Annotated in this window: 16 protein-coding genes; 4 read left to right on the top strand and 12 right to left on the bottom strand. The window is 71.5% G+C overall.

The features are described 5' to 3' along the window. The 3 genes from OV207_RS09985 to OV207_RS09975 form a co-directional block, all read right to left on the bottom strand. On the bottom strand, positions 1–680 hold a 680-nt coding region (locus OV207_RS09985), incomplete at its 3' end, for a hypothetical protein (protein ID WP_267554540.1). Positions 681–777: 97 nt separating this feature from the next. Then, positions 778–1482 carry a leucyl/phenylalanyl-tRNA--protein transferase gene (gene aat / locus OV207_RS09980; protein WP_267554539.1) on the bottom strand — a complete coding sequence of 235 codons (705 nt, stop codon included), beginning with the start codon at positions 1480–1482 and terminating at the stop codon, positions 778–780. Between the two features lie 14 nt (positions 1483–1496). Continuing rightward, positions 1497–2339 (bottom strand): LEA type 2 family protein, encoded by an 843-nt coding sequence (locus tag OV207_RS09975; RefSeq protein ID WP_267554538.1) that lies wholly within the window; start codon positions 2337–2339, stop codon positions 1497–1499. Positions 2340–2395: 56 nt separating this feature from the next. Here OV207_RS09975 and OV207_RS09970 point away from each other — a divergent pair, with 56 nt between their 5' ends. From OV207_RS09970 to OV207_RS09955, 4 genes are all read left to right on the top strand, one after another. Further along, positions 2396–3040: a hypothetical protein gene (locus tag OV207_RS09970; protein WP_267554536.1), complete on the top strand. Its 645-nt coding sequence runs from the start codon at positions 2396–2398 to the stop codon at positions 3038–3040. A 17-nt stretch (positions 3041–3057) separates the two neighbouring features. Beyond that, positions 3058–3549, top strand: coding sequence for a hemerythrin domain-containing protein (locus tag OV207_RS09965; RefSeq protein ID WP_267554534.1), 492 nt, complete (start codon positions 3058–3060; stop codon positions 3547–3549). Between the two features lie 136 nt (positions 3550–3685). Further along, positions 3686–5338 carry a hypothetical protein gene (locus tag OV207_RS09960; protein WP_267554532.1) on the top strand — a complete coding sequence of 551 codons (1653 nt, stop codon included), beginning with the start codon at positions 3686–3688 and terminating at the stop codon, positions 5336–5338. 139 nt (positions 5339–5477) lie between these two features. After that, a complete protein-coding gene (locus OV207_RS09955; protein ID WP_267554530.1) occupies positions 5478–6263 on the top strand; it encodes a hypothetical protein in 786 nt (261 codons plus the stop codon). 10 nt (positions 6264–6273) lie between these two features. Here OV207_RS09955 and OV207_RS09950 read toward each other — a convergent pair whose 3' ends face one another. The 9 genes from OV207_RS09950 to OV207_RS09910 all read right to left on the bottom strand — a co-directional run. After that, positions 6274–7002: a laminin G domain-containing protein gene (locus tag OV207_RS09950; RefSeq protein WP_267554528.1), complete on the bottom strand. Its 729-nt coding sequence runs from the start codon at positions 7000–7002 to the stop codon at positions 6274–6276. A 79-nt stretch (positions 7003–7081) separates the two neighbouring features. After that, positions 7082–8995: a tetratricopeptide repeat protein gene (locus tag OV207_RS09945; protein ID WP_267554526.1), complete on the bottom strand. Its 1914-nt coding sequence runs from the start codon at positions 8993–8995 to the stop codon at positions 7082–7084. Next, a complete protein-coding gene (locus OV207_RS09940) occupies positions 8995–9633 on the bottom strand; it encodes a hypothetical protein (RefSeq protein ID WP_193346961.1) in 639 nt (212 codons plus the stop codon). The genes OV207_RS09945 and OV207_RS09940 overlap by 1 nt, the downstream gene beginning before the upstream one ends. Beyond that, positions 9630–10133 carry a hypothetical protein gene (locus OV207_RS09935; RefSeq protein WP_267554524.1) on the bottom strand — a complete coding sequence of 168 codons (504 nt, stop codon included), beginning with the start codon at positions 10131–10133 and terminating at the stop codon, positions 9630–9632. The genes OV207_RS09940 and OV207_RS09935 overlap by 4 nt, the downstream gene beginning before the upstream one ends. Then, a complete protein-coding gene (locus tag OV207_RS09930) occupies positions 10130–13408 on the bottom strand; it encodes a tetratricopeptide repeat protein (RefSeq protein WP_267554522.1) in 3279 nt (1092 codons plus the stop codon). Before OV207_RS09930 ends, OV207_RS09935 begins: the two co-directional genes overlap by 4 nt. Next, positions 13405–14991 (bottom strand): hypothetical protein, encoded by a 1587-nt coding sequence (locus OV207_RS09925; RefSeq protein WP_267554520.1) that lies wholly within the window; start codon positions 14989–14991, stop codon positions 13405–13407. Before OV207_RS09925 ends, OV207_RS09930 begins: the two co-directional genes overlap by 4 nt. After that, the gene (locus tag OV207_RS09920) at positions 14988–15623 is read right to left on the bottom strand and encodes an outer membrane beta-barrel domain-containing protein (protein ID WP_193346964.1); all 636 of its coding nucleotides are present in this window, start codon (positions 15621–15623) and stop codon (positions 14988–14990) included. Before OV207_RS09920 ends, OV207_RS09925 begins: the two co-directional genes overlap by 4 nt. A 58-nt stretch (positions 15624–15681) precedes the next feature. Continuing rightward, positions 15682–18192 carry an AgmX/PglI C-terminal domain-containing protein gene (locus OV207_RS09915; protein ID WP_267554519.1) on the bottom strand — a complete coding sequence of 837 codons (2511 nt, stop codon included), beginning with the start codon at positions 18190–18192 and terminating at the stop codon, positions 15682–15684. 39 nt (positions 18193–18231) lie between these two features. Beyond that, the coding region (locus tag OV207_RS09910) for a hypothetical protein (RefSeq protein WP_267554517.1) at positions 18232–18552 on the bottom strand (321 nt) is incomplete at its 5' end.

Below are 18552 nucleotides of genomic sequence, written 5' to 3'. Positions count from 1 at the left end.
TTCAACGCGGCCCAGGCCCCCTTGGAGTAGCGGGGGCTGGCCAGCATCCAGACCTCCAGTTGGGGACACGTCTCCGCCTCGCCGTCGTCCGCCGCGCCATAGTGCATGGCGGCGCAGACATCGTCCGCTTGCCTGTCGTTGAGCGTCACGTCGCCCTGGGCCTGCCACCCGGCGAGCCGGGACAACTGGAAGCGGCGCATCGACAGCACGTCATCGCGGGTCAGCGACGGGCTCATGAAGGCCGTGGGCTCCGGGAGCGCGAACGCGCCGCCACCGTGCGGGCCGACGCCCGCGTCCAGCACGTAGCCACCCCAGGTGTACATGAGGAAGAGTGACCACGCGTCCTTCACGAAGGCGCGGTACGAGGGCGGCGTTCCCACGGCCAGTCCCCAGTTGAGGATGTCTGTCATCGCCGCGACCGCCCAGTCGTCGGACTCCTTGTACCAGTAGTACCAGCGGTAGGCCTTCGTCGCCGCCCCCGCCAGGAACGCCTGCATGCCCCGCACGGTGACGTTCGGGTGCGCGGCGAAGTCCCGCGTGTACGCCGCCACCTGTGCGTCGAGACACCAGAAGTAGATCTTCACGCCCTTGCCCACGCGGCCCGCCAGCAGCTTGGGCTCGGCGATGTCCCTCTGACGGTCCGCCGGCGGTGGGCCAATCCAGGTGTAGTGGACATCCATCTGTCGCGGCTCCGGGAGTAGGGGGGGCCGGCAGTCTACGGACGTGGTCCTTCGTTCACCAGAACTTCAAAAGTTCACTCCGGTTCGCGCTGCCCGGCTACGTCGGCCCGGCCGCCGGTTCCGTCCAGGGGCCGCGCCGCATGGGCTCCTTCAGGGCTTCCTTCAATGCCCCCAGGAAGCGCTTGCGCGGCCAGGGCTCCGCGCCGAAGCGCTCCAGGTGCTCCGTCTCCACCTGGCAGTCGATGAGCTGGAAGCCCCAGCCCTGGAAGCGCTCCACCGCCGTGGCGAACGCGACCTTCGACGCGTCCGGCGCCAGCGCGAACATGCTCTCCCCGAAGTACGCCGCGCCCAGCGACACGCCATACAGCCCGCCCACCAGCACCTCGTCCTGCCACGCCTCCACGGAGTGCGCGAACCCCAGCGCGTGCAGCGTGACGTACGCCTGCTTCATGGCGTCGGTGATCCACGTCCCGTCCTGCCCCGGCCGGTGCACGCGCGAGCACGCGTCGATGACCTTCGCGAACGCGGTGTCGTAGCGCACGGTGTACGTGCCCCGGTTCATCACCTTGCGCAGCGAGCGGCCCACGTGGACCTTCGCCGGCTCCAGCACGAAGCGCGGGTCGGGCGAGTGCCACAGGATGGGCTGCCCCTCGCTGTACCAGGGGAAGATGCCCTGCGAGTAGGCGGCCAGCAGGCGTTCGGGGCGCAGGTCCCCGCCCACCGCCAACAGACCGCTCTTGTCCGCCTTGCCCGGAGGGGGAAACAGCTCCGGCTCGTCATCGCTCAACAGGTAGATGGGCACTTTCGCGCCCCAGTCTAGCGGGACACGTTGAGCTTCACGTCACCCTTCAAGCTGTAGGGCTGTTGCAGCATCGGGCCCTTCACCTCGCCCTTCACGCTGTAGGGCAGGGTCCCCTTGGCGATGAGCGCCTTGACGCCCGGCCCCCACGTCTGCTGCGTCACCGACACCTCCACCGGGTACACGCCCGTCGCGGAAGCATCCACCGTGTCCGCCTGCGCGACGGTGCCCTCCTCCAGCGGCTTGTCCGCCACGGACACCTGGTAGGTGAGCGAGTCGAGCCGCAGCGGGAACGGGTTCGGGTTGCGCACGCCCAGCCGCAGGTTGAGCTGCACCTCCTCGGGCGAATAGCGGGCGCCGTCCAGGCCCTCCACGACGACCTCCGGCAGCCGGGGCACGCGCACGGCGCGGCTGGCGGCGAAGGGCAGCGTGTCCTCCGTTTCGCCGGAGCGCACCACCAGCGTGCCGCGCAGGGCGATGAGCACCGTGCCACCCTGGGCGCTCAGGCGGGTGAGGTCCTCGGGGCTCTTCACGTAGGAGGACTTCTCCTCGAAGGAGAAGTCCGCGGGCGTGCCCGGGGCGAAGGGCACGCCTGGCTTCGCGGTGCCCGTCTTGATCACCTGTCCGTCGGCGACCAGCTCATAGTCGGCGCGTTCGATGATGCCGTTGACGGTGCCCGTCACCTGGCCGGTGTAGCGCACGGTGGCGTCGGTGAGTCCCTGCGACACCACGGCGGTCTCCTGCGCCGTGAGGGCGGGAGGGGCGCCGGAGCGGACCGGGGCGGAGGCACACCCGGCGAGGAAGGCGAACACCACGGACACCACGGCCGGCAGGGAGGTCGAGCGATTCACGTTGGACATTCTGGGGAGGCGGGGGGCTGGCCCCAAGGGGTTTTCCGCTAGACTGTCCACCAACCGTGGCTCCCCGACGCCCCAACTTCAACCGCACCCTGCGCGCCCTCATCCGGGACATCGTCGCCCGCATGCCCGAGTTCCGGCACGTGAAGGTGGGCCGCATCCTGGTGGTCGCGGGAGAGGCCCGGCGGGCGTCGCGCGGCACGGTGAAGCCGCTGTGCTTCAAGGGCGGCAAGAGCATCGACAAGGCGGGCCGGCGCAAGCCGGTGGTGCGCATCCGGGGCCGGCGCATGCTGTATTGCATCACCCTGCGGCCGCTCTTCTTCCGGGGCTCCACCGCGAAGGCGCGGCTGGAGACGCTGATGCACGAGCTCTTCCACATCTCGCTGCGCTTCGACGGCACGCTGCACGCGGGCCGCCGTCACGCGAAGCTGGGCGAGGAGTTCGGTCGCCGGCTGCGGCCCCTGGTGCGCCGCTACCTCAAGCTGTGTCCGGAGGCGCTGCTCGCCTCGCTGGCGCACTCGGGCGAGGTGCGCGTGCTGCAATGGCTGGAGCGTCCGGGCCCGGCGTACCACCCGCGCACGGCGAAGCGCCGCGTGCGCAAGGTCTACACCGAGGATCAGCTCTTCTCCGGCGTGGCCCGCATGGTGACGCCGCGTCCCCGCGTGGTCCGCGAGACCAGCGCCCGCGACGACAAGGTGCACTGAAGGCGCCTCCCTCCGCGATGTCCGTGCCCTCCGACTTCGTCAGCCTTGGCGCGCTCCACCGCGAGCTGGAGGAGCTGTTCCTGCTGCACCAGGAGGCGCTGATGGGCATGGACCTGCCCGTGGCCCGCGAGCGGCTGACGCGCTACCGCGCGGACCTCACGCGGCACCTGGAGGCGGAGGAGGCCCTGCTGCTGCCGGAGCTGCCCCGGGCCGGGAGGATTCGCGGGGCCGCGCCGGAGCTCTTCACCGGCGAGCACCAGCGCATGCTGGAGCTGCTGGCGAAGTGTCAGGACGCGGTGGACGCGCTGGAGCCCTCCGCACCGGACTACCGCCGCGCGGTGCTGCGGGTGTTCGACATGGAGAGCACGTTCAAGCACCTGGAGCACCACCACTCGCTGCGCGAGGAGACGCACCTGTTCCCCGCGTTGGACCGGGTGCTGGACGGGCCGGAGCGCCAGGCGTTGCTGGCCGCGTTCCTCGCCCGCGCGGAGCCGCCGGAGCACGGGTAGGCCCCGCCGTGCCATGGGCGAGCAGGCAGGGAGGCCGTGGGCCGCCTGTCTCTGCCCGACCGCGCACCGTGCGTGCTGTCCTCGCCGTGCATCCAGCCATGGCGTGGCACGCCGGCTCGAACGAGGTTTCCTCCTGGTGGGACGTGGTTCCGCGGCGCGGTGGCTGACAGGGTTCTTCGTCTGGGCGCTGCTGGGCCTGGGGGCTGGCTGCGACCCTGGCGTGGAGCTGACGCCCTGTGCTCGCGACTGCGAGGGCGCGGCCTGCGCGGCGTGCGTCTCCACCGTGCCCGACGAGGCGCTCCGGCCCGCGCTGGCGTGTGACGAACTCCCCGCGCAGGGCCGGTGCCTGGGGCCTCGCGTGCTGGAGCGCTGTGAGGGCGGCGTCGTGCACCGGGAGGACTGCGGCGCGGACTCCGCCTGCGTCGAAACCCCCATGGCGGCCTGTGTCTCCGGGCTGGCCTGTGTGGATGGCGTCTCACGGTGCACGGAGGCCCGGAGCTTGGAGGTGTGCACGAACGGCCAGTGGTCCGCGCGGGCGTGCGGCTCCGGCTGTGAGGCCGCGCCGGGCCGGGGCTTCTGCGGCGCACCGGGCCCCACGCTGAGCGGCACGGTGCACTACGCCCGCCGCTTCCCGGATGCGGCGTTCCGGACGTGGACCTCCGAGGCGGAGCCCGTGCCCGCGCGGGGCTTCCTCATCATGTCCTTCCAGGGCGACACGCCGCTGGACTCGCAGGTGACGGACGAGGCCGGCCGCTACACGCTGAAGGTGCCCGCGTCCCCTCGCGAGGACGACCGCATCGTCGTGTACGCGGCGGGGAGGGGGCGCGACGGCGCCGTGGCCTACGCGGTGGCGGACCCGGACCTTCCAGGCACGCAACGGGTGCCGACGCCGCCGGGCGAAGCCGCGCGCATCTGGAGCTGGGCGCGCACGACGCGCGAGCTGTCACGGCAGCCGGCCATCACCCTCACCGAGTCCGAGGGCTCGGGCGCGGCGGCCGTGTTCGACGTGCTGGGCACGGCGTGGCGCCGGATGCGCGAGCGCTACGGCGGGAAGGACGGCCTGCCCGTGGTGGCGTGGCTGGGCTTCGGCACGTCCTGGTCCTGCGGTGCGTGCTTCGCGCGCTGGCCCGTGACGGCGGCGGGGCGCCGGTGGGACGCGCAGGTGTGGCTGCCCGGGGACTCGGATGCGGCGTGGTGGTCGGACGCGATGGTGATGCACGAGCTGGGGCACTGGGTGATGGCCAGCCGGGGCACCAGCCCCGACGAGGGGGGCCCGCACTACGTGGGCGTGCCCACCTTCCCGGGACAGGCGTGGAGCGAGGGCTGGGCCACGTGGTTCAGCGCGGATGCCCGGCGCAGTCCGCGCTACTACGACCGGCAGGGCGGGACGATGTTCTGGGTGGACCTGTCCGCGCGAGCCTCGTCGGTGAGCGCCTGGACGCGGCCCCATGCGGAGGAGGGCCTGTTGCAGCGCGTGGATGAGAACGAGGTGGCCGCCATCCTCTACCGCACCGCCACCGCCACGCCGTCGAGCCAGCCGCTGTACGACGCGCTCGCCGCGCCCGCGATGAACCGGGCGCCCTGGGCGCGCGGCTACACGCGGCACACCTGGAGCCGGGACGCGAAGGGCGCGCTCACGGACGTGGTGGACACGGGGAAGTCCTCACCATTCCTCGCGGACTTCCTGGATGCGTTGGTGTGCCAGGGCTTTCCGCGAGCCATCGTGGACGCGGCCACGGAGCCCACCGCGGCCTTCCCGTATCCCAGCCACCAGCCCCTGTGCCCATGACGCTGCCGCACGCGAAGCCGCGACGCCGAGAGCCCGTGCCGATGATGACTCTTCACGCGAAGCGGCGACGCCGAGAGCCCATGCCGATGACGCCATTCCACGCGGAGCCTCGAAGCCGTGCTGACGGGGGCTGGCGTCCATGACATTGCCGCGCTCGAAGCTGCGAAGACGGATGGCGGGGGCCGTGCTGGCCCTGGCGCTGATTGGCGCGCTGTCGGCCGGGATGGCCTCCGGCGTGGAGCGCATGCGGCGCAAGAAGCCGCTCCGTGCCTCCGACGTGGCGACCCCCACGGAAGAGGTGCCTCCGCGCGGTGCCCGGGCTTCGTCGGCTGCCGCGCACCCGACCGCGATGCAGGCTGAGCCCGAAGCGCCGCGGGACACGCCGACACGCGAACGTCGCGCCCCCAGGGCCGTGACGCTGAAGACGCAGGCTCCGGTTCCACCGCCATCGGTCACGGTGCTTGCGCGTGCCCTGGAGGAGGAAGCTCCGGACGCGGACGGCACCCAACCCCCGCCGCCCCTTTCCTCGGCCACGAGCCGGGTTCCCGCGCCCCTGCGCGTCTCCTGGCGGGTGGTGGAGTCCAGCGCGGCCACGGTGAAGCTCATCGCCCGGCTGGAGCGCAGCCCGGGCTTCACCGCGCCCGTGGAGGTGTCGCTGCGCGTGCCGTCGCGGACCCTCCTCCGGGAAGGTCCCACGTCGCCCATCGTGCTGGACGCGGACGTCCAGGAGGTCCCCTGGACGCTGGCGCTCACCGGGGACACGGACCCTGAAGAGGACCTGGTGCTGCTGGCGAGCGCGGAAGGCGAGTCCTTCGGCGTCCACGCGGAGGCGCGCTACCGCTTCGGCCGCGCGCTCGCGGAAGGACCCCGGCCGACTCCCACGGGCCCGCCGCTGCCCGAAGGCTTCATGCGGGCCCGCGAGTAGGCCGCGGACTTCAGTCCAGGTTGAAGTACACGTCGTCGATGGCGCCGTGGAACTGGTCGTTGTTGCTGCCCGCGCTCTTGGCCCCGATGGCGACAGGTTGGCCCGCCGGGCTGATGTCGTAGGTGCTGGCCAGCACCGCGCTGCCCCGGGCCACGTTGTCGATGAGGATGGTCAGCGTGGTGCTGGTGCGCTGACACGTCACCTTGTGCCAGGTGCCGTCCGCGATGCCCACCGACGCCTTGACGATGACCGCGCCCGTGCCGCCCGTGGTGCGCACCACGCAGCTCGGCTTGCCCGTCGCCGCGTCGTCGAGCTGCAGCTTCCACTGCGGCGTGTTGTAGAGCCCCTTCTGCACCAGGTTGGAGCCGTGGTCCGCGCTCAGCTCCGCGAGCGTGACGCGCACGCGCGCGCCGAACGAGAACGGCGCCGTCCCCGGGTTGAGGGACGTGGCGTCCGCCGCGCTGATGAACGCCCTGGCGCACGTCGTCCCGACACAGACGGGCGGAAAGCGCACGCCCTGGCCGTCGTAGCCCGGCGTCTCGATGACGACGGCGCCACCGTTGCCGCCCTGCGCGGTGCCCGTGTGGCCCTTGCCGCTGTCGTCCACCACGGTGGTCACCGGGTCCGACACCGACTCGAACTTGTAACGCAGCTTCTGGCTCACCGCGCCCGCGGTCAGCGGCCCCAGCAGCAGCACCGCGGCCATTCCCATCCGCACCGGCTGGCTTCGCACCTTCATGACGTGCCTCCTCCTGGACTTCGTGACCGTGCCACTCCAGCACAGCCACGACCCGCCCAGGAGGGGGGATGCTTCTTCGTCAGGGCACGTCGGAGGCGACGAGCTTCTGCAGCGCCGACTTCGCGTCCGCGTGGTCGGGCTGCAGGCGCACCGCGGCCTCGTATTCCTTCTTCGCCTCGTCCTTGCGGCCCGTGGACTCCAGGAGCTGCGCCAGCGCGAAGTGGGGCTCACCCGCGATGGGGTCCACCTGCGCCGCGCCCCGGAAGGACTTCTCCGCGTCCTTGGGCTTGCCCTGCCGGTACAGCGTGTGGCCCAGGTACAGCAGGCCCAGCGAGTTGCGCGGCTCCACGGCCAGCAGGTCGCTCAGCACCTGCACGGCCTTGGATTCGTCACCGCCGCGCAGGTACAGGAAGCCCAGCTCCGCGCGGGCCTCCAACTGCGCGGGGTCCTTCGCCACCACCGCCTCCAGCTCCGGCACCGCCAGGTCCGGCCGGCCGCGCCGCGAGTGCAGGATGCCCAGCCGCGCGAGCGCCGCCGTGTCCGCCTCCTCACCCGAAGCGGGCGTCAGGAGCTTCTCCGCCTCCACGTAGTCGCCCATGGCCAGCAGCAGGTCCGCGAGCCCCAGCTTCGCCCCGCGGTGGTTCGGATCCTCCTTGAGCACCGCCTCGTAGAGGGGCCGCGCCTGCGCGCCCACGCGCTTCTTCGCGTAGGCCTCCGCCAGCACCAGCCGGCTCTCCGTGGTGGGCGCCAGCCGCAGGCTCTCCGTGTACTGCGCGATGGCGCCGTCCAGGTCGCCCTTGGCGCGCAGCGCGTCGCCGTAGCCCGCGCGGGTGCCGGGCTCGTCCGGGAAGGTCTCCACCGCCGTCTTCAGCGTGGCCACCGCCTCGTCCACCTTGCCCAGCCCCAGGTACGCGCGCGCGAGGCCCTGGTAGGCCTCCGTCGTCTTCTTGCCGTCGTCGGCGCTCTTCTCGATGGCCTTCTGGAACGCGGTCACCGCCTGCGTCTTCTTGCCCTGCGCCAGGTAGAGCTGGCCCAGCTGCGTGTACGGGCCGCTCGCGCGGCGGGGCTCCAGCAGCAGCGCCTTCTCGAAGGCGCGCGTCGCCCGGGCGTTCTCACCCAACTGGAAGCACACGAGCCCCAGGTTGAAGTGCGCCTCCGCGTACTTCGGATCCAACGCGATGGCGCGCGTGAAGGCCTCCGCCGCCTTGCGCGCGTTGCCCTGGCCGTCCAGCACCACGCCCAGGTTGTTCTGCGCCCGCGCGTGCTTGGGGTCCGCCTTGATGGCGGCGTGATACTCCGCGAACGCCCCCGCCGCGTCGTTCTCCCGCATCAGGATGACGCCCAGGTTGTAGTGCGCCTCCGCGTCGCCGTCCTTCTGGCGCAGCGCCTCGCGCAGCGTCTCCTTGGCCTCCGCGCTCTGGCCCTTCTCCGCCAGCGCCTTGCCCAGGTTCACCCGCGCGACGTGCAGCTTCCCGTCCAGCTTCAGCGCCTCGCGGTACGCCTCGATGGCGTCGTCCGTGCGGTTCGCGCGCTGGAGCACCTCGCCCAGGTTGAAGCGCAGCTCCGCGTCCTGCGGCGCCAGCTCCGTCGCCACCGAGTACTGGGTGATGGCCTGGTCCATGTCGTCCTGGATGCGCGCCAGCAGGCCGCGCTCCGAGCGCAGCGTGGCCTCTTCCGGGAAGCCCGCCAGGGCCGTGTCCAGCACCGCCTTCGCCTTGTCCACGTCGCCCGACAGGCGCAGGGCGCGCGCCAGGGCCACCCTCGCCGGCACGCCGTCCGGGGTGAGGCCCACCAGCTTCGTCAGCGGGGCCAGCGCGCGGCGCGGCTGGTTCTGCGACAGGAAGGCCGTGCCCAGCCTGTAGAGCGCGTCCGGGTCGTCCGGCAGCTTGTCCGCGCGGGTGGCGGCCACGACGGGCTTCTCTGGAGGCGCGGCCTCCGGAGCGGGGGCCTGGGCAGCGAGCAGCTGGAGGATGAGGACGGTGGCGTTCGTCATCACAGGTTCTCCACGTAGGGGCTGGCGCGTGCGTCGAAGGTCTTCTTCGCGAGGGCGGCCTTCTTCGCCTCCCAGGCCTCCTTCGCGGTCTGCGCTTCCTTGGTGTCCTCGGCAAGCGCGGCGCGCTCTTCCTTCACCGCCGCCTCACACTCGGACAGTTGCTCTTCGTAATCCTTGGGCTCCAGGCGTTCACTGCCCTGCACCTTCGCCTTGCGCGCGGCTGTCAATCGCGCCAGCTCGAACTTCGCGAATGCGCAACGAAGCGCCAGCTTCTCCACGTCGCGCAGGCCCACGTTGAGGCGCTGGTGCGCGCGCAGGAACTCCACGCGGGACTCGGACTCCGCGATGGCCAGCTGCGCCACCTCGCGCGACGACGCGTCCGGGGCGCGGTCCTCCTCGTCCTCGGCGGCCTCCTGGCGGGACTTCGCCCGGCGGATGTTGTCCCGCGCGCGGTTGACCTCGTTGTCCGCTTCATCCACGCGGTCGATGGCCAGCGCCAGGTCGTTCTCCGCCTCCAGCAGCTCGATGCGCGTCTCGTACGGCAGCTTCTTCACCAGCGAGTCCGGCACGCGCATGCCGTAGCTGGGGCCGCAGGCGGAGGCCAGGAGGGTCAGGCTGAACAGCAGGGTGCGCTTCATGGAGCGGTCGCCTCGAAGCGGCCGAAGATGGTGCGGCCGGAGTAGACGTCGGTGCCGTTGACGAAGGTGACGTTGAATTCGCCCGACACGCGGTCACCGGGGTTTTTCGGAAGGGACTTCACGAAGAGGTTGCCGCGCGCCAGCAGCGGGAAGGGGCGCACCGGTTCATCCAGCACGCTGCGGTCCACGCTGCCCCGCTGCGAGCCGTCGTCCAGCGCTTGCGCCAGGTCGATGTCCAGCGAACCCGCGTACGCCGGGTCCTCCGGCAGCATGTCCGCCACGCGGGCGCTCACCTTGAGCACCACGTCCTGCCCGGTGCCCTGCGTGTCGACGAAGCTCACCGCCAGCGAGCCCTCCGCCAGCCGCGCCTCCGCCCGCTGGTAGCGCAGGTCCAACAGCGGCGTCACGCTGCCCTCCAGCGCGCCGCCCTCGCCCTCGCCACACGCGGCGGTGGCGAGCGCGAACAGCGCCGGAGCGATGAAGCGAAGGCGCGCGCTCACTTGCACGCCTTCCAGCCCGTGTCCACGTCCGGACCGTTGAGCGTGCCCATGTCCTTGAGCACGGCCAGCTCGCGGCGCGCGCCGTCCGTGTCGCCGAAGCGGCAGCGCAGCGCGGCCAGGTTGAGGCGGGCCTTGTCGTAGGTGGGGTCCGCCTCCAGCGCCTTGGCGTACGCGGCCCGGGCGCCCATCGCGTCACCCTGGTTGAGCATGGCCCAGCCCAGCGCGGCGTGCGCGGAGGCGCGCGTGTCCTGCAGCTCCGTCACGCGGCCGAAGGTGAGCTGTGCCATGCCGTACTGGTGCGCGTCCAGGTAGCCCATGCCCAGGGCCTCCAGCGCTTCGGCGGACAGCACCTTCTCCGCCTTCTTGCGCAGGTCCTCCAGGGCCGCGGGCTGCGTGGGCGCGGCCGTCGGAGGCACCGGCAGCGCGGCCACGTCCGTGCGGTTGCGGCAGCCCAGCACCGCCGCGTTGAAGACCTCCAGCGACTCCGCGCGGGACAGGCACGCCTTGAAGGCGTCATCCGAGCGGGACTTCAGCGGTCCCACCTGCTGCTTCACCGCGTCCTGGAACTGCTTCGTCTCCGCGGCGGACAGCCCGCCCGGCACCGGCGTCTGGTCCACCACGTCCGCGATGTGGCCGTACGCCAGGGCGATCTTCCACAGCGACGCCACCGCCCACTCCGGATACCCGAGCGACGCGGCCTGCGTGTACACGCCCTCCATGGCCTGGAGCGCGGCGACCTTCTCCTCCACCTTGTCGGCGGGCAGGTCCTTGTAGCCCCGGAAGAGGATCTCCCCCAGGAACCACAGCCCCTTGGCGGCCTCTTCCGACTGGCCGTTGGGGCCCTGCACCGCGGCGGTGAGGGTGGCGATGAGCGCGTCGGGGCTCGCCGTGGGCGCCGTCACCGCCTGCACCTCCGCGAGCACCGCGGCGGCCGCCACGTTGTTCTTGTCCAGCCGCAGCGCGGTCTCCGCGGTCGTCTTCGCCCGCGCGTAGTCCTTCTGCTTCAGGCGCGTCTCGGCGAGCAGCGACAGCACCTCGCCCTTGCGCGCGCCCGCGGACTCCGCCGCCGTCTCCAGGTTGCGGGACGCTTCCTTGTACTCACCCAGCGCCAGCCGCAGCCGCGCGCCGGCCATCCAGCCGTCTACCGCCGCCAGGTCGCCGCCCAGCTTCTGGCCCACCTGTTCGAACCAGCTGGCGGCCTCCGTGAAGGCCGCCGCTTCGGCCGAGTGCCGGCCCAGCGTCAGCAGCACGTCCGACAGGTACTGGCTCTTCGGGTAGGACTGCACCAGCTTCGTGCCCAGCTCGCGCTCGCGGGGCAGGTCGCGCTTCTCGCGCGCCGCGGTGAACGCGCCATAGAGCGCCTTCTCGCCGATGTCGGTGTTCTTGTTCTCGTCCGCGACCTTCATCAGGCCGGAGATGACGTCGCCCGTCTCCTGGGCGCTCTGCAGGGCCAGCTCGTCCAGCGCCTCGGACTTGCTCTGCGTGAGGATCTTCTGCACTTCACCGCGGAAGTTGGCCGGCAGCGACGACGCGAGGAACTTGCGCCCCGTCTCATCCAGCTTCTTGAAGTCGTTCACCTGCCGGAGGCTGTCCAGCGCCAGGTTGCCCGCCACCGGCGCGTCCTTGTACTGGGGATGCGCCAGCGCGAACGCGGTGAACAGCTCCGCGGCCTTCGGGTAGTCGCCGTCCTCGTAGTAGGCGCGCGCGATGTTGAACTTCACGTCCAGCACGTGCGGGCTCTGCGGGTAGCGCGACACGTACGTGCCGCCCAGCAGCTTCAGCGCCTGGCGCGCGTCGGCGACCTCGAAGGCGTTGCGGCGGAGGGCCTCCTCGGGCTTGAGCGTGGAGAAGTGGGCCAGCAGCGCGCCGTACATGGCCGCGTCCACCGCCTTCTCGTCCTTCGCCTTGGCCTTGTCCTCGTAGCGGGCCAGCTCCTCGAACTGGCGCGCGGCGTCCGGGAACTCCTTCGCCGCGAAGAGCGCGTCCGCGCGGTTCTTCATGATGGGCCGCACGTACTGCTCCGGCCGGAACAGGCCCAGGTACTCGCGGTAGGCCGCCGCGGCCTTCACGTACAGGTCGCGCTCGTCCTTCTTCTGCGCCGCCAGGTGCACCTGGGTGGACAGGTCGCGCGCCATCTCCTCCAGCTCCACGAGCTGCTTCTTGCGGTCCGTCTCCGCCAGCTCCGGGTCCGTCTTGCTCTGCACCGCGGCGCGCACCAGGAAGCGCAGGTCCTCCGGCTCCGGCAGCACCTTGCCCTTGGCGGCCTTGAGCGAGTCGTACAGCTTCTGGCTGCGCTCCAGGTCCAGCTCCGGGTCCGGCTGCACTTCCATCAGCTTGCGCAGCGTGGGGATGGCCCACTCGTACTGCTGCTTGATGAAGTAGCGGTTGCCCAGCTTGTCCAGCGCGAGCGCGTACGTGGCGCGGCTGTCGCTGAGCTTCTCGAAGTAGTTGAGCGCGCCCTTGGGGGGCTTGGCCTCCGTGTAGCTGTACACCAGGTCCAGCAGCGCCTCGCGCTTGACGTTGAGCGCCTTCTTCACGTCCGTGCCGGGCAGGGGCGCGCTGGCGGCCGCCGCCTCGAAGAACGTGACGGCCTCCGCGTGCTTGGCCTGGTTCACGCGGATCCAGCCCATCTTGTAGCGGGCCAGGTCGTGCACCGGCGACGGCGGCAACTCCAGGATGGCCTGGTAGTGCTTCTCCGCCTCGACGAGGTCCGCCTTGTCGAAGAAGTGGTCGCCCAGAATCTGCTCGGACTCCAGCCGCAGCGGGCTGTTGGGGTACTTGCGCGTCAGGTCCCCCAGCGTCTTGAGCATCTCGTCGAACTGGCCCAGCTCGCGCTGCTCGTGCGCCAGATAGAACGTCACCTGGTCGCCGTCCTTGAAGTCCGGGTACTCGCGCAGCAGGCGGTAGTACATCTGCACCGCCTTCTGCTTCATCAGGCGCGTCTCCGGGGAGACGATGGCGCCCGACGCGCCCTCCGGCCGCTCCTCGGCCTGGAGGTAGTACACGTAGCGGCTCTTCTCCACGTACAGCTCCGCCAGCCGGAACTGGAGGTCCGGGAGGTAGGGCGCGTTGCGGCTCTTGGAGATGAGCTTCTCCGTCTCCCCGATGGAGCGGTCCACCTTGAAGATGTCGCGCTTGAGCTTGGCGATGAGCTCGTCGCGCTCCTTCGCCTTGGAGACGATGGGGTTGAGGTTCGGCCCGGCGCGGCCGGCGGCGCCAGGGGCAGCGGCCGCGAGCATCGCGGCGGTGATGAGGCCGGTGAACGGGCCGGTCATGGGGTTTCCTCGATGCAACGGCTCTCGATGCGGACCCGGTAGGACTTGAGCTCGTCGTTCCAGTATTCGTTGTCGAAGCGGAAGGCGACCTGCGCGGGGGACAGCATTTCCTCTTCCTCGGCGGCCACCACCTGGGCGCCCTTCTTCACGCGCTCGTACAGCTTCAGGCCCACCTCGTACTCCATCAGTCGCACCTGTTCGGCGGCGCGCAGGAGCGTGTCCGCCTCCTGGCGCACGGCCTCCGCGAGCCGCGCGTCGTACACGCGCACGGCCTCCGCGTGGGACAGGTCATACACCCGCGTCAGGTGCCCGAAGAGCCGGTCGCCGAAGCTGCCGGCGAAGCGGCCCAGGCGCTCACCCTCCAGCTCCAGCAGGGACACGAACCGGGCGGCGCGCTTCGTGCCGCCGTGCGCGTTGGCGGCGCGGCGCAGGCGCGCATCCTGGCTCAGGTCGTCGCGGTTGCGCACGGACTCCAGCGAGTCCGCGTACCGGCGCGTCAGCTCCTTCGCGGCGCGCTTGGCGGGCAGGTAGTGGCACAGGTCGCGGAAGATGAGCGCGCGCAGCAGGTACTTGTCCGGCAGGAACTCGTCGCGGAACGACGGCGCGTCCAGCGTGGTGAGGATGCCCAGCGAGGCGCGCAGGTCGCCCAGCTTGTAGCGGGTCCACGCCTCCTCCAGGTAGAGGCTCGCGCGGCCCGGGTCCAGCTGCGGCAGCTTCACCTTGCCGTAGGCGTCCAGCGCGCCCGGCCAGTCCTTGCGCTCGTAGCGCAGGCGGGCCACCGCGAGGGCGGCCTCGTTGCGCGACTCGCGGGTGAGCTTCTCGTCCTCGGACAGGGTGAGGAAGTCCTTCACCATCTCGTCCGGCGGGTCCTTCACCTGCTTGAGGCGGGTGACGAGCAGGGCGAACTTCGCGCGGCTCGCTTCCGCGCTGGTCTCCGGCAGCTTGGAGAAGTGCGTGCCCGCCCAGCGCTCGTTGCCCACGCGCAGGTCCACCAGGCCCTGCTGGTAGTGCGCGTACGCGCCCGTCTCCTCCGGCAGGAAGCCCAGGTCGAGCGCGCCGAAGACCTGCTCGTCGATCATCACCTCGTCGTGCGGCCGGTCCGTCAGGTCCTTGAGCGCGTCCAGCGCGCGGGGCAGCACGTTGGGGTTGGTGCGCTCCCGCGCGATGCGCGCCAGGTACGTGGCGCCCGCGTGGGTGAGCCCCAGGTCGATGAGGCTCCTGGCGAGGAAGTACTGGCCCCACGCGTAGTTGTCGTCCGTGCGGGGCGTGGCCTGGAGCCACGCGTACAGCGGGCCTGCGGCGTCGCGCGGCTTGCCGTCGAAGTACGCCTTGAGGGCTTTGTCGAAGGTCTCTGGCGGCACCTTCTGGGGCGGAGGCGGCGGGACCTCCGCGACGGCGGCCTTGGCGGGGGCCGCGGGCGCGGCGGCGGTGCCCGCGTCCGGCGAGGAGGCCGTCCCCGCCGCGGCGGCGGGCGCGGGTGGCATGGGCGGCACGCCCGCGTCCGGGGCGGCGCGGGCGGCCGTTGGGAACACGAAGAGCGCGGCGCTGGTGAGCGCGGCGACGATGAGCGGGCGGGACGTCATTCCGTGGCGCCGAAGTTGAAGGCCGTGCCCAGCTGCACGGTGGGCACGTTGATGATGCGCGACGCGCCCGCGAAGACGGTGTTGTTCGTCACGTCCAGGCGGAAGGACACGTTGCGGCTGGAGAACACGCGCACGCCCAGGCCCAGGTTGATGGCCGGACGGAAGCCGTCGCTGCGCTCCACCTTCACCACCGTGCCGCCACCCAGGAGGAAGACCTCGAAGTGGATGACGTTGGTGTTGAGGAAGGACGTCTTGCCGTACAGCGGGCTCCACATGAGGTCGGAGCCCACCATCCACTGCACCTGGTCCTCGAAGGCGGTGTTGGTGGGGGACACGTCGAAGTCGCGCTCCAGTTGGGTGCGCAGGCTGGTCTGCAGGTTGTAGCTGTACGTGCCGCGGCCCACCTGCCACGCGAAGCTGTCGCTGAAGTGGTACGTGTAGCCGACGGTGCCGATGAGCCCCTTGTAGTAGGCGTCCGCGGGCAGCACGCCCACGCCGAGCGTCAGCTCGTGGTGCATGCGGTAGAGCCGGTCCTGCACCGCGGAGACGGTGCCGGGGTTCTCGAGTTCCTCGGCCTGGGCGCGCGCGAGGCCGGGCACCAGGCACAGGAGGGTGAGCAGGATGAATCGCACGGGGGATGTTTCCTGTCGGGGGGACGGGGCTGGCGCGGGTGGGGGAGCAACCCCCGCGTCAGTAGCCGACCGAGTTGAAGAGGAACGGATACGTGATGATGACGAGGCCGCCCTTGGGGGTGGGGAACTGCCAGCCCTTCAGGCTGCTGAGGATGCACGCTTCGACGGAGGCGTTGCGCAGGGTGGACGACTTGGTCTTCGCGGAGGCGACGCGGCCGTTGAGCCCGATGCTCCACTCCAGCACGACCTTGCCGGCGAGGCCCGGGTCCTTGAGCAGCGCGCGTTCATAGCAGCCGTGCACCTCGTTGAGGTGGCTGTTGATGACCTTGGCCACGGCCTCGCGGTCCACGGTGCCCTGGGTGGAGGAGATGCTGCGCGCGGTGGCGCGCGTGACGGTGCCGCCCACCGCGCCCTTGCCCACGCCGCCCGCGCCCAGCGCGCCAATGCCGCCGCCGCCCTTGCCGCGCAGCAGCTCCGCGCCCAGCGTGGCGCCGCCGCCCTTGCCGCCGCCGCCCAGGCCGAAGGTGCCCAGGCCCGCGTTGGCGATGGGCGCCTTGCCGATGAGCCCGGAGAGCTTGTAGTTGGTCTGCTTGACGTTCTTGTTGCCCGGGCCGCTGCCCAGCTTGTCCACGGCGGCCAGCAGGTCGTTGGCGGCGGGGCCGGCGGCGGACAGCTTCGCCAGCGCCTTGAGGGCCTTGCTCTCCGGCGCGGCGGCCACGGCCTTGGGCTGCGGGGCCTGCTTCACGGGCTTGGGCGGGGCCTTCTCCGCGACGACGGGCTTCTCCTTGACGGGCTCCTTCTTCTTGAGCGCCTCCAGCTTCTTCTTGGCCTCTTCCTTCTTCTTGGGCTCGGGCGCGATGAGGCGCAGCGCCACGGGGGGCAGGTTCTTCTGGGTGAAGTCCGCGGTCGCGGGGCCCGGCGGCCGCATGGCGATGAAGTAGCCCAGGCCGCCGCCGAAGAGGGCGATGAAGAAGAGCGTCAACCAGGGCAGGCCCTTGAGCGGGTTGACGAAGACGCGCTCAGGGACGGGCGCCGCGTAGGCGACGAGCGACATCTTGCCCTGCGTGAGGCGGGCCGCCGCGCCGTCGCGCAGCGTGACGAAGCGGCGGCTGCCGTCGGACTCGAGCGCCGCGGAGGTGACGGGGGCGAAGCGGCCGTCCGCGCCGCCCTTCTCCACGTCGGTGCCGGGTGGCACGAAGAGGCGGTAGTTGCCGTTGACGGATTCGGCGAGCGAGAACGCGTCACCCTCGGGGAGGGTGAAGCCCCAGAGCGGCATGGGGGCCTGCTCGTCGAGGGCGGCCTTGACGGGCTTCTTCGCGTCCGGGGCGAAGCGGCGCGCGTCGCGGCGCACGGCGCCCCAGTACAGCTCCAGGTAGAGCTGGGAGGCGCCCTTGCCCGGGCCGATCCTCGGCGCGTGCGTGGGGCGCGTGGCCGCGGCCTTGTCGTGCAGCAGCGGGCCGGAGGGGCTGGGGGCGTCCAGGTCCACGTCCGCCAGCAGGTCGTCCGCGACGAGGAGGCTGGGCATGGCCTCGGAAGGAGGCCGGCGGCGTGTGGAGGGGACCGTGCCCGCGGGAACCCCCGGCGCAGCGGAGCGCTGCGCGGGCGCGGGCAGCGCGACCGCGGCCTGGGCGTGCTGCGCCTGCGCGGCCTGCTGTGCGTGTCCCGCCCGCGCGTGGGGCGCATGCGCTGCCTGCTGCTGCGCGTGCGGAGCCTGGGGATGCGCGGCCTGCGCGTGCGCGGCGTGCTGTGCCTGCGCGGCATGATGCGCCTGGGCAACCTGCACGGCGTGCTGCGCCTGCGCGGCCTGCTGGGCGTACGCGGCCTGCTGGGCCTGTTGCGCCTGCTGCTGCGCATACGCGGCCTGCTGTGCCTGCTGCTGTGCGTACGCGGCCTGCTGGGCCTGGGCTGCCTGCTGCTGCGCGTAGGCGGCCTGCTGCGCCTGCTGCTGCGCATACGCGGCCTGCTGGGCCTGGGCTGCCTGCTGCTGCGCGTAGGCGGCCTGCTGTGCCTGCTGCTGCGCGTACGCGGCCTGTTGGGCCTGGGCTGCCTGCTGCTGCGCGTAGGCGGCCTGCTGCGCCTGCTGCTGCGCGTACAAGGCCTGCTGGGCCGGGGTCCCGTGCTGTAGCGCGACGGTCTGCTGCGCTCCGTTCGCGCCATGCGGCGGCATGGCGTGCGGCGGCGCCGCGGGCGGTGCTCCGGGGTTGCCGAAGAGGGCGGCGACTTCGGGAGGCGGCTGCGGCTTGGACTCGGCGGGGCGCTGGTTCAGGATCCGCGTCTTCAGGACGAACGGGCCGCACAGGACCTCGTCCACGGAGCGGATCTCACACGCGGTGACCTGGTGCCCGTTGACGAAGACGCCGCTGGTGCCGCCGCCCGCGTCCTGGATCGCGGTGCGACCGTTCTGGAAGTACAGCAGCGCGTGGCGCGGGGACACGGAGGCATCGTCCAACCGCAGGTCCGACGACGCATCGGATCCGAGCGCGTAGGTACCGGGGACGAACACCTCCGTCCCCACCAGGAGGCCGTCGCGGAGGATGACGACTTGCAGGACGCTGGGCTGGCCGCTCAACGGTGACGCTCCCTTCGAAGGGTGATGGGCGGTACAGCCCTACTGGTCGTAGACGGTGGCGAGCGTCTCGGAGCGGAAGCTGTCGCGCTCACGGAGCATCGACCGCACCTTCAGCTCCTTGCGGTCATACAGGTACACCGCGCCGGACTTGTTCGTCTGGCCCTGGATGAGCCGATCATCGAAGTCGATGCGCGACGGTCCCCGCTGCGGAGGCGCGGAGGACGCGGTCGCCGCGGCGTCGCCCGTCACCGGATCCGTGACGGTGCCCGGACTCGACTTCGTCTCGATGCGCGGAGGCGCCTTGTTCGCGCCCTTCTTGGCCTTGGCGGCCTTGGCGGCCTTGGCCTTGGTGGCGGCACG

The sequence above is a fragment of the Corallococcus sp. BB11-1 genome (assembly GCF_026626625.1).
Taxonomy (GTDB): Bacteria; Myxococcota; Myxococcia; order Myxococcales; family Myxococcaceae; genus Corallococcus; species Corallococcus soli.
The sequence above is the reverse complement of the archived record's forward strand: the minus strand, read 5'-3'. Positions and strand labels throughout refer to the sequence as shown.